12 protein-coding genes are annotated in these 15,654 nt (G+C 47.9%); 2 read left to right on the top strand and 10 right to left on the bottom strand.

The window, feature by feature from the left end:
* Positions 1 to 3 precede the first annotated feature (3 nt).
* The 4 genes from BM283_RS01590 to BM283_RS01570 all read right to left on the bottom strand — a co-directional run bounded on the left by BM283_RS01590 (position 4) and on the right by BM283_RS01570 (position 3,191).
* Complete coding sequence (locus BM283_RS01590) at positions 4 to 972, bottom strand: helix-turn-helix transcriptional regulator (RefSeq protein WP_090688307.1); 969 nt, start codon at positions 970 to 972, stop codon at positions 4 to 6.
* Between the two features lie 351 nt (positions 973 to 1,323).
* On the bottom strand, positions 1,324 to 1,665 hold the full coding sequence (locus BM283_RS01585; protein ID WP_090688304.1) for a nucleotidyltransferase domain-containing protein: 342 nt from the start codon (positions 1,663 to 1,665) through the stop codon (positions 1,324 to 1,326).
* Positions 1,644 to 2,045 (bottom strand): HI0074 family nucleotidyltransferase substrate-binding subunit, encoded by a 402-nt coding sequence (locus BM283_RS01580; RefSeq protein WP_090688298.1) that lies wholly within the window; start codon positions 2,043 to 2,045, stop codon positions 1,644 to 1,646. Before BM283_RS01580 ends, BM283_RS01585 begins: the two co-directional genes overlap by 22 nt.
* Before the next feature lie 924 nt (positions 2,046 to 2,969).
* Entirely contained in the window at positions 2,970 to 3,191 is a 222-nt protein-coding gene (locus BM283_RS01570) for a hypothetical protein (RefSeq protein WP_052752305.1), read from the bottom strand.
* 1,196 nt (positions 3,192 to 4,387) lie between these two features.
* On the opposite strand from BM283_RS01570, the gene BM283_RS01565 reads away from it, so the two are divergent.
* Positions 4,388 to 4,867, top strand: a complete 480-nt coding sequence (locus tag BM283_RS01565) for a VOC family protein (protein ID WP_090688291.1) — start codon at positions 4,388 to 4,390, stop codon at positions 4,865 to 4,867.
* 36 nt (positions 4,868 to 4,903) lie between these two features.
* Here BM283_RS01565 and BM283_RS01560 read toward each other — a convergent pair whose 3' ends face one another.
* Entirely contained in the window at positions 4,904 to 8,371 is a 3,468-nt protein-coding gene (locus BM283_RS01560) for a UvrD-helicase domain-containing protein (protein WP_090688289.1), read from the bottom strand.
* On the bottom strand, positions 8,368 to 11,091 hold the full coding sequence (locus BM283_RS01555; RefSeq protein ID WP_090688285.1) for a PD-(D/E)XK nuclease family protein: 2,724 nt from the start codon (positions 11,089 to 11,091) through the stop codon (positions 8,368 to 8,370). The genes BM283_RS01560 and BM283_RS01555 overlap by 4 nt, the downstream gene beginning before the upstream one ends.
* A gap of 148 nt (positions 11,092 to 11,239) precedes the next feature.
* Between BM283_RS01555 and BM283_RS01550 the strand changes: the two genes are divergently transcribed.
* The gene (locus BM283_RS01550; protein WP_090688282.1) at positions 11,240 to 11,761 is read left to right on the top strand and encodes a hypothetical protein; all 522 of its coding nucleotides are present in this window, start codon (positions 11,240 to 11,242) and stop codon (positions 11,759 to 11,761) included.
* Between the two features lie 94 nt (positions 11,762 to 11,855).
* On the opposite strand, the gene lpdA is transcribed toward BM283_RS01550, so the two are convergent.
* From lpdA to pdxJ, 4 genes are all read right to left on the bottom strand, one after another.
* Positions 11,856 to 13,310 carry a dihydrolipoyl dehydrogenase gene (gene lpdA, locus BM283_RS01545; RefSeq protein ID WP_090688279.1) on the bottom strand — a complete coding sequence of 485 codons (1,455 nt, stop codon included), beginning with the start codon at positions 13,308 to 13,310 and terminating at the stop codon, positions 11,856 to 11,858.
* A 123-nt stretch (positions 13,311 to 13,433) separates the two neighbouring features.
* Positions 13,434 to 14,480 carry a beta-N-acetylhexosaminidase gene (gene nagZ, locus BM283_RS01540; RefSeq protein WP_090688275.1) on the bottom strand — a complete coding sequence of 349 codons (1,047 nt, stop codon included), beginning with the start codon at positions 14,478 to 14,480 and terminating at the stop codon, positions 13,434 to 13,436.
* On the bottom strand, positions 14,480 to 14,860 hold the full coding sequence (gene acpS / locus BM283_RS01535; RefSeq protein ID WP_090688271.1) for a holo-ACP synthase: 381 nt from the start codon (positions 14,858 to 14,860) through the stop codon (positions 14,480 to 14,482). Before acpS ends, nagZ begins: the two co-directional genes overlap by 1 nt.
* Complete coding sequence (gene pdxJ, locus BM283_RS01530; RefSeq protein WP_090688268.1) at positions 14,857 to 15,582, bottom strand: pyridoxine 5'-phosphate synthase; 726 nt, start codon at positions 15,580 to 15,582, stop codon at positions 14,857 to 14,859. Before pdxJ ends, acpS begins: the two co-directional genes overlap by 4 nt.
* Positions 15,583 to 15,654 lie beyond the last annotated feature (72 nt).

The following is a 15,654-nucleotide window of genomic DNA, read 5'->3' as shown; positions in this document are numbered from 1 at the left end:
GTACTAACAATATTTCTCGATCGCTGCTTGCAACCGATTGATGACTTCCTGTCGTAATGCCACAGGCTCCAATACTTCCACACCCGCCCCATGTTTCAGAATATCCATCACGAGTTCTTTGCTATCAGCATAAGGGATGCGTAATTCATAGCTGCCATCGGGTAACAGTTTGCCTCGTTGCTGGGGGTGCCATTGTTCATCGGCTACCCAGCGGGCACGTTCGGGAGAAAAAAGCAGCACGGCGGTTGCTTGCGGCTGACCAGCAAAAATGCCATAGCTGGAGGCGAAATGAGCATCGAGTTCGATCTCATCGAATTCGAGCGCAACCTGATCGAGTGGATGGCATACGCGGATGCGGTCGACAGCAAAGCTGCGCAGCGCATTCCGTTTGTGGCAGTAGGCATCCAGATACCAGTTGTCACGATAATGAGTCAGCCGCTGCGGCGAAACCTCGCGTTGGCTGGTTTGATCGTCGCTGCGCCCATGATAGTGGATGTGCAGCCGTTTTCTTTGCAGCAAGGCGCTGGCTACAGACTGGAAGTGTTCGCTGGCAGCATTCCTTGCTGTCATCCGTAGAATACGGATACGCTTGGCAATTTCATCCTTATTAAGCTGCACGGTGGTGAGAATTTTTTCGAGGCGATTTTTGATCGGTTTGAGGTAATCATCCAGCAAGCCGGGTTGGGTTTGCTGCAGTAACTGCTGCACGGTTAACAGAGCATACAGTTCATTGGCATTGAACCAGAGTCCGGGTAATTCGAAGATTGCTTCCTCCCGGGTATCGTAAACATAGCCGTTGTGTTTTCGGTTGTATGCTAGCGGTGCGTTAAAGTACAACCGCAATTCATCAATCAAACGCTTGACCGTGGCAGGTGAGCATTCAAGCCTTTCTTCGAGTGTTTTCCTTGAAACGGGGAATCGACAATTAGTCAATATTTGATGTAATTTGTATATACGCTGCAGGTGATCCATACGGGACTTACTTTTTATTTTTATTATTACCGCATAATTATTTAATACTCAAAATAACCTGTTTACGCGCTTTAACGAGGCTTTGCTCCTGTGACGCCACAAGATAATGAATAGCACAATAGTCTATCATCATACTACCGCCATTGAGTAAATCTATCATCCGATTGTCATTTTATATCGTTTGTCATGACTCAGACCAAGGAAGCTGAAATTCAATGATTCCTGTATGCCATATCCATTTTCATGGTCATGAAGTGGGTGACTCAATATTCATAGAGACGGCCACGCAGATTCAGATAACAAGCAGGGCAAGGATAAATTGACAAGGTCAGGTTAGAAGATGAGAGTGATCTATTCGCTTCTCACCTGCTGCTCTAAGGAATAAAATAACTGCCCTTCTCTCAGAATTTTAGTCTTAAGCCGTTCATCAGTGAGCTTGTCCCAGTGCAGCAGATCCACCTTGAACACGAGAGGCAAGTCATCGATTGCGTTCCATAATTGGGCGAAAGTATTGTCGGTCATAGTCGGGGCAGTGACAGCCAGATCGATGTCTGAGCTGTCTTTGTAGGTGTTTTTGGCACGTGAGCCAAAAATAAGGACGCGTTCGATTTCGGAATAATGCCTGAATATCCGATGAAAATCAGCCACAATGGCCGGTGCCAATCCGAAAGTCATTGAATATTCGTCTGCCATGTCTTGGCCGCCTCCGCCAGCTGCTGAAACAAGGCCAGGCCTTGGTTAATGATATAGTGGTAAACCCTTTGCGCCAATGTTTGATCATACGTGTGACTGGTTAGATTACGATGACTTTGCAATTGACTCCAGGCATTTCCATCTTGAATAAATCCTGCTTGTAGAGCCTCTTGCAGTACTTGGCGCGGTGTTGCAGCTATGATGGCTTCTGCCTCGAGCCGCAGTTTCAGCATTTTCCAAGCAAGCTCATAGGTAAACTCAAAGCGTTGTATCACTGAGTCACGTATGAATTCATCCTCGGGTTGACGAGCCGCTCTTTCCAGTTGATGCAATGCCTTGAGGTAATCGGTAATACGTTGTTGCAGGCGTTCATAATCCATGAAGATCTCCGTTATAACTGAGCTATGCTATTACACCTGCACTTTACAAATCATTTATCATCTTATAATCATATTCAGAGAATCTTAGCTTTTATCTTATTCCTTCATTACTTTATCTTTCTCTGGAATAGGAATAATCATGCCCCATCATTTCCTGCACTTCGAGGAATATTCATTTAGCCAAATGGATTGTTAAATTTTTGCTTCATCGGTTGCCTCAATCCAATATAGCATTTACAAAAACGGCCACAAACAATATGCATCACAATATGACAAGGAAAAGGCTGCAGCGTCAGGCTAGAATTGGAAATAGAATGAGCGGTTCGACATGGTTACTGCAAACGGTAAACGGCTTATTGAAATGATCTACTCGTTTTTATCAATTCATCCGGATTATCCACAAATTTCGTGGATAAGGCTGTGGGTAACTGCTTTATGTCACAGAAGCGTAATGTTTATTCCGAGTGCTTTAAAAAGAGGCTAAGGGATTTGTTATTTTGGGCAAAAAATGAAAGAAACTTACTTTGATGTTCCTTTCTAACCCGGAGAGTTAAATCGACCACTCTCCAGGATTTTTTATATCATGCAGCAGTTTGCTGAAAAACCAGTTATGTTTCCGCCGCGATGTCGTCATGAGATTAGGTACAGGCTCAAAATGCTCGTTTATCAGAGATAAGCTCCGCTTTTCTCGCCTGTTTTTGTTTATCATCGATTGCTTCGGATACATTTTCCAACCGCCTGCTAGAAAATCAATTGGTTTCAGGCTAACTTGCTGTCCCATCGTACTTGATGCCATGGGTATGTGAGTTAATTTTTACTCTCAATTTCATTCATTTGTTCAAACACTCTCTATTTGCGGAGATTTCTCAGACTTATAACTTCTGCGCGCAAAGCAAATACCGGAAAACATAGTCAGTGGCCACATCAATAGAGTAATGAGCCCTTCTCGATCTCCTGTTTCCGCTTTAAATACTCATCGCGGGTCATTTTACCTGCCTTGAAGTCTGCTTCCAGCTTATCCAGCTGATCCTTGTGCTTATACTCGTAGGCGCCCCCAGCCGCGCCCGCACCAGCCAACAGCCAGCAGCCAGTCAAAGGGCTTAGCGCCAGCAAGATAACGATTAATCTGAGTAGTTTATGCATCATGATTGCCTCCTCCATATGTGAAATGTCGTTCAGGCGAGCTTGGCCTCAACCGTGAGATTGAGCATTTCCGCTTTTTGTGTCTCAACTTCTGGTGCCACCCATTCACTACCACCTGTCGATTAGCACATGTCATTAGGGAAAATAAATATTCTTTAGTAATATTTGTACCTCAACAGTTTATCGAGTTACCTTGATGGATAAAATACGTGTAAACACGTAGGCAGGCATAAGCGGAAAAAATAGCCATAATAGCCGATGGAGTGAGATAGCCTGAGTGGTCATAAAAAACACATTTCGAGGTTATTTATTCCTAATTGGTATCCACATTTTTCGGGGATAAGATTGTGGATAACTACCTTATGTTGAGGAGGAATCATATTTATTCAGGCTGCCTCAAAAATAGGCAAAAAGTATAGATTTCCGGACCTAGTGGTTGATTTAGAGTATCCTTGTAAGCATACATAAGAATGCCACTTGAATTATTCAGGCTGCAATGCACGACATTTACGCATAAGGCAGCATAACCGGCAGTAGAATTCATACCCTAATGCAAGCAAGGAACCTCCATTGTTTAAGGGGGCTGATACCTTGCACTATGCGGTTATCAAGCAGAATTTCTGGTAGAGATGCTGATGCCCTATGTCGCTGTAATTCCAGTTCTAAATCAGACATGACGCGAAGGCGAGCCGCAGACAGTACCAATCATACGCAAGGTGAAGTCGATAAAGTCAGTTTTGATTAGAAATGGAATAAGCTAACCCCATTCTCTTGTGATGGGGCCAAGAGAGATTAAAAAAGCGAACAATAATGCAACGCATACAATTGAAATAATAAGTGAGGTAAATCTAAATTTTATTATCCACAATTTTCGTGGATAAGGCTGTGGGTAACTGACTTATATCATCGAAAGATAATGTTTATTTCAGATGCTGCAAAAAGATGCTAATAAAAGTTCCTTGGTCGCAATTCCTCGTCGTGGCAGCAAGATTTGTTGAGCCGTCGAAAGTGTCTAGTGAAACAATATCAGGCAGCTAGTGCTGTCATCGTGTCTGAAACTTCAAATTGTTCCATTTCTAAATCAAAACTAACTTTGTCGGCTTCGCCTTGCCGTATTATTTATACTGTCTGCGGCTCGCCTTCGCGTTATTTTTGATTTGGAAATGGAATTACTTGTTTCCTTTATGAGGAAAAATATCATGACAACTATTAAGCAGAAGATTGTTCCACATCTATGGTTCGACAAGGAAGCCAAAGAAGCTGCCGGATTTTACACGTCTATTTTCAAGAACTCTCGGATCAAGCGCACTACCACGCTTCACAATATGCCTTCGGGAACAGTAGATGTCGTAACCTTCGAGCTCTTCGGACAAGAGTTCATGGCGATCAGTGCAGGACCACTTTTCAAATTCAACGAGTCGCTATCGTTTATCGTCAAGTGTGATACACAGGAAGAAATTGATTTCTACTGGCAAAGACTTACCAGCGAAGGTGGGCAAGAAGTTGAGTGTGGATGGCTTAAGGATAAATATGGCTTGTCATGGCAGATCGTTCCTGCTGTTATGGATGAAATGATGCAATCGCAAGATCCTGCGAGGCTGACGCGCGTTACCCAAGCATTTCTCCAAATGAAGAAATTTGACATCGCGGCTTTACAAAGGGCATATAACGGAAAATAACGCCATTTATTCTGCACAGTGAGATTCTCTCCCGTTTCATTCATTTGCTACAAATGTCCATTCCCGCCATTGCCCAAGCAACGTAAAATACAACCCCAGGCGTATGGGGCGTTGTTCCTCCATCTGTTGCAGCAAATTGGCGTAGCGTTCCAGTTGCGGGCGATAGCGCAGCTGCTCATTATCGAGAAAGGCTTCGATATCTCCCCCCTTATGAATACCTGTTTTATAATCAATAATCCAACGGGTTCCTGTGGTATCGATAAAAGTTCTGTCTATGACGATATGATCGATTCCCTCTTTGCGCACACCGCTCAACGCCCATTCACAACGTGCCTCGGCATGTTGGCCGCTTAGAATCCAGCGCGCTCTCTCGTCCTGCCATAACCGCTTAAGCGCGGAGGACAGTTGGGTTAGTGCCTGCTCAAAATGGTTCTGCGTGACGCCTATTTGCAGCAATAATGCACGACCCGCCCGCTCCAGGGGGGACACATCCTGCGGCGCAAAATGTTCGATACCGATAGTGCCGATATGCTGTAACAACCGGTGGATCGCTGTACCGACCCGCCGCGCGGTTTCACTCGTCCAATCAAATTCAACCGATTCTTCCGGATTGTGATAAGCAGCCGCAATAGCCACTTTGATGGCCTCGGGCGGCGCCGGCAGGCTCCACTCAGTCGCTAACCGTAACCGCTTGCTGGAGTAGAACGGGGCTTCGGTCATTACTTCTTGCGCGGTATTTTCCGCGGCTTCTTTCGTCAGTGTGTTAGCCTCCTGCAACAAAGCCTGAAAATGGGCTGCAGCAACCGGCCATAACCGCGCCAGCAAGCTGTTCGCCGGGGGCACCTTGATTTCCATATTGTCGGGTAGCTCTGGCTGATTTACATGTCCGAACAGATGCAGTTGATGTTTGGCACGCGTGGCGGCAACATAGAGCAAACGACCCTCTTCCCACTCACCTTTTACTTGGTCTAATTTGCGTAAGTAGGCGGTAATCGGATTGGCCTCATCACCCACTGCATGGATCGGTGCCAGCAGCAATGCCGGCTCGCCTGATTTCAATTGATGTTTCATCCAGTACAATAATCTGGCCTCCTCATTTCTACCTCTGTGACCCAGGCCGGGTAGGATGACGGTGTCAAATTCGAGCCCTTTCGCCTTATGAATAGTCATCAATTGTAACGAATTATCCGCTGCTACATCGGGCAGGGCATAAAGCTGCTCGACATGCTCACTGAGGAGCTCGATATCCGGCGGTTGACCTGTTTCTTCCAGCTTTTCCAGCAATTGAAAATAAACTTCTGCATCATCCAGATCAGTTTCATCTGTCACACAGGCCGGCCCGCCCAAGGCAAGCCAGGTCCCTTCCACATTCCGGCGCAACGAGCGTTTTGCCTGCTGAGCAATCGCGCTCTCAAGGATAGGCAATACACGGCTCAGTCGCTGTTCGCCATCCTCACTGAGTGGGCAATCATCACTAAGCTGCATAAGCCGGGAAACATGCCGCAGCTGGTCAATAATGGTTTTCTGCCAATCCTGACCCGCCAACACATATAAATCCTGCAGAGTCAGCCCACACCAGGGTGCGCGCAATATCGCCAACCAGGCAATGCGATCGCCATGGTGCAACAAGGCGCGGGTTAACGCGAGTAAGTCCTGAATCACAGGGCGATGAGTAAGCTGTTCGATTTCAACCGCCTGAAAGGACAGTCCTGCCCGTTTCAGGTGCACAATGATCTGCATGAGATGGCTACGGTTGCGCACTAGAATGGCGGTCGTTCCATTCGGGTAACTCTCTTTAGCCCGCTGCACTATCGATACAATCTGTTGTGCTTCCGCAGAACCATCACGTTGCAGCGAGGGATAAAAAATCACTGGCTCTTGGGCTGAAGTCGCATGAAAGGCGACTGACGGCGCATACGAAACGGCACTCAAAGTCATGTCATCCTTTTCTGGCAGAATAAGAGGGAAATGCTGATTGATCCAATGGACGATGCCTTGCTGAGAACGGAAATTGACCGATAAGCGCAGGAATTCCAGCGGAATCTGGCCAAACGCTCCACGATCTCGAATTTCGAGGAATAACCCGACCTCGGCTTGCCGGAAGCGATAGATGGACTGCATCGGATCTCCCACCAGAAATAAGGTGCGCCCATCGTTCACTTGCCAGCCGGCGGTCAATCGCGCCAGCAATTCTGCCTGGTTGAAGGAGGTGTCCTGAAATTCATCTACCAGCAAATGCTGGATACGATAGTCCAGCGCCAGGGCGAGATCAGTCGGGGCATCAGGTTCTCCCAGCGCCTGAATTGCAGCCAGGGTCAGCGCAGGGAAATCAACCTGCCCCATTTGCCGGAAAGTGATTTCGAGATAGCCTGCTGTCAATCTAAGCAATTTGAATAATGCTTGCAGCGTCTCCCACTCTTCTTCCTGGTATTGATAGGCAGGAAGCTCTCGCAGCTGTGCCAGGCGCTGAATAAATTTACTTTCAGCTGCCAATGCTTCCAGCAAAGCTTCCATGCGCCGCTTCATGTCGCGGCAGTACGCTTTTTCTTCTGGGTTATTTCCCTGAGGAGGAGGAAAGCCTTCATTTTTGCTGATTCTCTTCCGTAATTCTCCTTTACCCGTCAGCAGCAAGCTGGCTAACCCTTTCCATTGCGCCAGATCGTCAATTTGCGCACCTGGTAACGTGTGCATATTCTGGCAATGCGTGATAGGAGAAGCGCTCTTTTCGCCTTCAAGCTGATTGGCAGCAAATCTTGCCAATGCCACCATTTCCTCCTTAGCCGTTACCGGAATATGATCGACCAATCGCCGCAAGGCATCGACCACAAGTTCAGCCAGTGCGCCTTCCAGCTGATCACGCATGAGCCCTGCATGATTGGGATCGGCCAGAAAAGACAACCATTGATCACGCCGCGCGAGCATGCTGGCCAGCAGTTGCTGTAGTTTATCCAGTTGGTTGTCCAGATGTTCAATCAGATGAGCAATCGCATGCGACCACTCATCCCCCTCTTCCACTGCTTCAATCGTTTGCCTGGCCGCCTGTTGATAAAGTTCTGCTGCATCCTCCGCAATGGAGGGTAGCGCACCTAGTTTGGAAAGAATCGGCATTTGGCTAACCAGTCTGGCACATAAGGAATCGATCGTCTGGATACGTAAACGGGCAGGATTTTCCAGTAATTGCCACTCATTGGCTCGATCATGCGCCAGTACGCGCTGGGCCAGCTGCCAAGTTTGATATGCATACTGATCCTGCGGTGGCAGTGAATTTTGAGCATCCGTTAGCGCCTGCAGAATGCGCTGCCGCATTTCACTCGCTGCCTTGCGGGTAAAAGTAATCGCCACGATTTCTTCCGGCGCGTCGACTCTTTCCAGCAGCACCAGGAATCGCTGAGTCAATAAACCGGTTTTACCCGAGCCAGCGGGTGCCTGCACAATAAAGGAGTGTTGCGGATCAAGCGCCCGCAACCGCTCAGCCTGATCAGCCACACCTGGCTGCCTCGTCATCCCTCATTCTCCTCTTCTTCAATATTCACTTCACCTGTCAGGGCTAATTCAGTGATACGGCATAATGGCTGCAAGGCGCAATAAGTACACGTGGCAGGGTATCGCTTGGGATTAACGGCAGCTTCTCCACGACAAAAACTGTCGCTGAGCCTTTCCAGGGCTTTTCGCCAATGATTCAGTAGTTGTGACCAGTCACCGATCTCACGATTCTGACTAAATTTTTCGTATGATTTCACCTCAGGCAAGAGGCCCTCTTCAATCGTGATTCCGCTGAATGCCATCCGCCCGGCTCGTATCTGGGCAAAGGCGATGCCTGCAAGATCATCGGGAAAAACCAGACTATATAGCGGCAGTTGCGGTTCATCGGGCGGATCGCCAAACCATTGACTGGCTTTAGCCCGGCCTGTCTTGTAGTCTATGATCAATTGATGACCCGGTTCAATCTCATCGATGCGGTCAATTTTAAGCTGAATGCTGAGTGCGCCCACCGTCAATTCATATTTTCTTTCTCGGGCAATCACGCGAAAAGGCAAACGCTCTTTTTCTAACGCCAGCCACGCCATTATTTGTCGATGCAAGCGATTGATTTCCATCTCGCGGAAACGTTGGCTGAATGTTTGTGGATAATGCGGAGCCGTCATGTGAATGACTTCATGCACCTGGTCCAGTACCAGTTCATTCAACGCAGTATCTGCTAATGCTATCAGCTGTTCATGTGAATCAAGTTTCTCCCACACTTTCTCCATGATGCGATGTAACACATTGCCGCGGGTCATGGCGCTCAAGCCGAATTGGATTTGCCCAAGCGGTCGCGCGCCCAACCGCAGTTCTGCAAATGCGCGAAAAGGGCAGGCGGCCTGCAGCTTGAAAATGTAACTGCCACCTTTGGTGGCTGTCTGCTCCAGTACAGGAGCAGGATCGTATAACAATTCACTCAACTGAAGATGACTATGAATCATTTCACGCCATGAGGTCATTTTACTCGCTGACAATGCACTCACGGCAACAGCGGGATACCCCTTGATCAAAGGGCTAGCGCGTAGCTCCTCGTCACCATTGCGCTGGGGATAGCTTAGCACGACCTGATCAGCGCTCGTCACAATGCGCTGCATAAACAACCGTGTTACCAATAACTCACGCTGTTCACTCGAATGCGGCAATGCATGATTGCGCTGTAACGGCAAGGGTATAAAAGGATTAGGCTGCGGCGATGCTGGCCAGATGCCATCATGTAACCCCATCATCCATAAATAATCAAACTGAAGGCTATGGGCTTCAAGTGGTCCAAGTACTTGAACCGGGGCAACCCCTGTCTGAGGTTGAAAAATGCGCTCTCTTGCCATCTGCCAAAGCTGACTTAATGCATCGGATAATGAGATCTCCCCCCTTACCCAATCGAGCGTGGCCAATTCTGCTAACAACGTACGCCATGCTTCCAATGTCTGATACTCTTCACTCGATAAGGAATAACCCTCCAGCCAACCCATCGTCCTGAGCAAGTGGTCGAAATGCCGCACCCATTGCTCGGGGTGCTCTCTACGTGAGCAGGTGGATAGCCATCCTGCCAGCGTCTCGAGCTTTTTCGCCAGCACCGGGCAGGCATAACTGTGGCTGGTGTGTGAAGCATAATACGCCAAGGTACCAATCGATATGCTGGGCTCACCTGTTTCACGCAATTGGACATCGAGCAAAGCGCGTGCACTCGACTCCTGCGCCCACCCGCCCATAAAGGGTGAGTGAAGTAATTGGCTGATATCTGACAAACTGATCGCTGGCTTTAACAGATCAAGCAGCTTCAATGCGGTCGTCACCAGTGGAAAGGTAGCCAATGGCTTGCCAAGTGAGATATTGTAGGGGCGTTCCTGTTGCGGATAGCCTGGATGGAAGGTCGAGGGTATCAGGATGTCATCCAATGCGTGCACGATGATTTCCCGCATATCAGACAGGTCTGGTACGACAATACCGATTTGTGCCGCGGGATTGTCTTCCAGTCTCTGCCGCACCCAGCGCGCCATAAGCTTTGCTTCCTGCCGCCGATCGGTACAGGCTAGCTGTGCAATCTCACTGATCTTTGGGTTTAGTTGTAACCACTGCACGTGGCAGCCTGATCGATTGAATATTTCCAGCAAAGCTAATTGCTGAGGATTCAGTTCATCAAAACCGATCAGGACTAATTCATCTGGCGGCAGTAATATTCCCTGCTCAAAGTATTGCTGCAGCTTGTCTGGCAAGCAGCTAGCAGACAGCCAACCTTTCTGCTGGCAGGTACGTTGAAATAGCAATTGCCACTTCCAGAATAACCTGCTGTCCTCGTTATACTGGAAAATCGACTCGTTTTGCGGCAAATGCCATTCCCACAGTAATTGCCAGGCTTTTTGCACCTGCACGGCAGTTTTACCCATCGGCTGGAATGGCAGATCTGAGCTAAGGAGCTCTTGCCAAAGGGCGCGTTCCTGCTGCGGCGCGAGCAATTTTCCAGCTTCAGGAACCTCCCCAGAGATCAACGATTCCTCCCAGAAACGCTGTAGCCAACCATGCCATGGCAGAATGTCCGGTGTCGGCCATACTTTCGCGTCCTTGAGGATGGCTGCCTGATCAAACTGCTGACGAAACACATGAGCCAGACGCTGGTTTCCGGTAATCACGGTCATGCCCTGACTTAATTTAACGAGGATATCCTCACTATCCGCTAGCTGTAGATTAGGTTGATATAATTTCATGTGCTCCAGATTACTCCTCTACTACTTCTTTGGGTACAAATTTACCATCATCTGTTGACTGTTCATATCTATCTGAAATAGGTAGAATTGAGAATCAGAAACAGAAACACTTTTATTTAGAAGAGAAAGAAGGATATCAGGAGAACGAATGAACAAAAAATTAATCGGCAGCATGTTTCTTGCAATGACGTTACTATGGGCAGCTCAGGCACAATCTGAGGAAACAGAATCAGCAGAATCTTCTCAAGAAGCTGCTTCCTCTCCCCAAGAAGCTGCTCCATCCTCTCAAGAAGCTGCTTCATCCTCTGAAGAAACTGCTGCGCCAAAAGCAGCTGAATCGTTGCCAAGCGGCTTAGGGTGGCGAGTGGTCCGCGTGTTGGAAATAGGAACTTCAGGTAAATTTGTCCATATGGTACTGGTCGACCTGAACAAAGAAATGGATAAAACGGTCTATAGCGCTGCCATCACTCAGATTTGCGGCAAAGCAACTGAATTCTGCCGGATAAGATTCTGGACTCAGGAACGCTCCATCCCTGAGAAAGTGACGCCGACAGCCGAGCAGCTCAAACAGCAGAAAGCTGAGTTCCTATTCAATAAAGCAGCCGGTATCCGCCAGACAACCTGGTCCTGCGCTGTCAATCCTGATAAAACTCAGTGTGTAAAATATTAATAACAGCTAACCCCACATTGTGCTCTTTTGCAAGGTGGGGTAGCGATTATCCGGCAGTATAACTGGCTAGCTAATTGACAAGTTTAGTTGATGATTAGATATGCAACGCACGTTTATCTACTGCTAAAGCGGCTTCATGTAATACCTCAGATAACGAAGGATGCGCATGAATGATGCGGGCAATATCTTCGCTACTGGCAGCAAATTCCATCGCAACCACGGCTTCTGCAATCATTTCAGAAACATACGGGCCGATCATATGGATGCCCAGAATACGGTCTGTATCAGCATCAGCAAGCACCTTGACAAAACCACTGGTTTCTCCCAGGGCACGTGCGCGCCCATTCGCCATAAAGGGAAATTGTCCGGCGCGATAAGCAATACCGGCCGATTTAAGTTCCTGCTCTGTTTTTCCTACCCAGGCGATTTCCGGTGAGGTATAGATGACCCATGGAATAATATCCAGATTAACTTTAGCAGACTCGTTGGCATCACCTTGCTTAGTGGAAGCGATCATTTCTGCTACAGCCACGCCTTCTTCTGACGCTTTATGTGCCAGCATCGGACCTCTGACCACATCGCCAACGGCATATACTTTTGACAGATTAGTGCAGCAGTGCTCATCGACCTCAATATAACCTCGTTCATTTATTTTTAACCCAATCTCGTCTGTAGCCAGACCCACTGTATTGGGAACTCGGCCAATTGCGACAATCAATTTATCGACTTCCAGTTTTTGTGGATCAGCTTTAGCGTCAGCATAATCAACCACTATTTGCTGCCCCTCAACCTGGATCGATTTGATCTTGACGCCCGTCTGAATGATTAAACCAAGCTCACGTGTGAAGATTTTCTGTGCTTCCTTGGCAATGTGTTCATCTGCGGCCATGAGAAAATTTGGCTGCGCTTCCAGCACAGTCACTTCCGCGCCCAACCGACGCCATACGCTGCCCATCTCGAGGCCAATCACGCCTGCGCCAATGACACCGAGACGTTTGGGTGCTTCTGTTAGCGCCAGCGCACCGCTATTATCCAGTATGCGATGATTATCTACTTCGATGAAGGGCAATTGGCGGGGTGTTGAACCGGTTGCAATGATGATGTATTCAGCCTGAATTTCTTCGACCTCAGAATTATTCTTTACCTGAATTTTCCAGAGACCGTTCTCCTGTTTAAGCAAAGTGCCCCTGCCATGCAAAGAAGTCACCTTATTCTTCTTGAACAGCATGGCAATCCCGCCGGTAAAAGCCTTCACAATTTTATTTTTGCGCGCAATCATCACCGGCACATCCATGGACAAACCTTCCAGATGAATGCCATGATCAATAAATTTATGCGCAGCACGTGCATAGTTCTCGGAAGACTCCAGTAACGCCTTGGATGGAATACACCCTACGTTAAGACAAGTGCCTCCCAGACTCGCTACACCTTGCTCATTTTTCCATTCATCAATACAAACAGTATTAAGACCCAACTGAGCACAACGGATAGCCGCCACATAACCGCCGGGACCTGCGCCAATTACAGCCACATCAAAAGATTTAGTCATGAATCACCTTATAAAAATGAGTCGTTATAAACGAAGGAAAATTCGTCATGAGAAACTATCGTTTCAATGACAATGCCTTCCACACGGCAATCTATCAAGAAGGTACATTTGAGGTTGATTCAATTAAAATAGCAATTGCTGACCGTCTATTCCAATTTCATTGATTTCCCTGGCAGCCAGCATGAAATTTGCATCGTCATGGAGCACTATCATTGAAGGCACATGACGTCGTCCACGCATACGTGCTAACCGCGCCACACTTGCAGCAGAAATTTCCCATTGCAATGTTTCCAGCAATTGATCAGTCGCCTGAAAATCATTGCATACCAGTACCATATCGCACCCTGCTTGTAATGCTGCCTCAGCACGCTCAGTAATGCTGCCATATCCTTTCGTGCCTTGCATGCTCAAATCATCACTAAAAATACAGCCATCAAACCTCAAATTATTGCGTAAAATATTTTTTAGCCAGAAGTTGGAGAAGCCGGCAGGATGTCTATCCATTTCGGGATAGATGACATGGGCTGCCATGATGCCTGCCAGACCAAAACCAATCATCTGACGAAATGGAATCAGATCATCCAGCTCGATATCGGCAAAGGTACGGCCATCCACAGCGATCTCAAAATGCGTATCTGCCTGACTATGTCCATGCCCCGGAAAATGCTTACCGACGGCCACCATGCCTGCTGATTTCAAACCCAGCATCAAGCTATGCGCCAGCTCAGCAATGGCTTGCGGGATACGATGGAAAGCGCGATCACTAATCACACTACTTTGCCCAAAATCGACATCAAGTACCGGAGTAAAACTCAAATCAATACCGCATACAGATAATTCAGCTGCCAGCACATACCCTGCTTGCTGTGCCAGATGACGTGCCCGGCGGGGAGATTTGTCCCATATCCTTCCCAGCTTGCGCATCGCGGGGAGTGGAGTAAAATCTTTGCGGAAACGTTGTACCCTGCCACCTTCATGATCGACAGCAATGAGTAACGGTGGGGTTCTGAGTGCGTGAATCTCGGCGGTCAAGGAGGTCAGTTGCTCAACTGAATCATAATTACGGGTAAACAAGATAACGCCTCCCGTGAGAGGATGAAGTAGTCTTGCTTTATCTTCGGGTGATAATTGAGTGCTCGCGATATCGAGCATCACAGGGCCCAGCGACATCATGCCTTCTCCAGGATGACAAATGCACTGGCCAAATTCAATTCATCGCTGAGGGAAAGGTGATGCCCAATGATTCCTTCACGCTGGATCAATTCGGCCAATTCAGGATGAAAGCGAAAATACGGCTGGCCAAGAGGGGTATGAGCAACCGATATATTGTTTAACGTGACAGGAGGTCGCAAGCCAGTACCCATGGCTTTGGAAAGCGCTTCTTTGGCTGCAAACCGTTTTGCTAGAAACATCACTGGCTTAGCATCCTTAATATAATCAGACCATTCATGCTCGGCTAACAGCCTACGCGCAAAACGTTCGCCATATTTTTCCAGTGATTGAGCAATACGGGAAGGCTCGACGATGTCGGTACCGATGCCATAGATCATTGACTGGCTTCCTGGATGAGTTGCTTCATTTCCCTAACCGCTTGGGCTAAGCCAACGAATAATGCATGCGACACAATCGCGTGCCCGATGTTGAGTTCTGAAAGACCATGTATCGCGGCAATTGGCTGGGTATTTTGGTAATGCAGCCCATGACCAGCATTGACTTTTAATCCTCGACTCAGACCATAGGCAACAGCGGTGCAAATCTTTTCCAGCTCGCATTGCTGCATCTCATTATTGTTAGCATCGGCATAATGACCTGTATGAATTTCGATTACCGGCGCACCGGCTCTTGCCGCAGCCTCTATCTGCTCATACTCCGCATCAATGAATAAGGATGTACGAATACCGGCATCCGTTAACTTACTACAAGCCTGTTTCACCTGTTCGAAGTGTCGTACCACATCCAGCCCCCCTTCCGTCGTCAATTCCTCACGGCGCTCTGGAACGAGACACACATCATGTGGTTTGATACGGCAGGCAAAGGCAATCATCTCTTCAGTCACGGCACTTTCCAGATTCATTCGGGTTTGAAGTCGCTCGCGCAAAACTTCCACATCCCGATCCTGAATATGTCTTCGATCTTCACGCAAGTGGAGCGTAATCGCATCTGCTCCTGCAGACTCAGCAACCAATGCTGCTTCCACTGGACTTGGATAGACCGTTCCGCGCGCCTGGCGCAATGTCGCGACATGATCAATATTCACACCCAAAGCAATCATGATGGTTACGTACCTGTAAACAAAAATTGAGAAGCTTTCCTGTTACTGTTAGCTCCATACGTGAATGTATCG

It is taken from the genome of Nitrosomonas sp. Nm34, assembly GCF_900113925.1.
In the GTDB taxonomy this organism is placed as follows: Bacteria; Pseudomonadota; Gammaproteobacteria; order Burkholderiales; family Nitrosomonadaceae; genus Nitrosomonas.
Note: the sequence above shows the minus strand (reverse complement) of the source record. Positions and strands in the feature narration are given on the sequence as shown.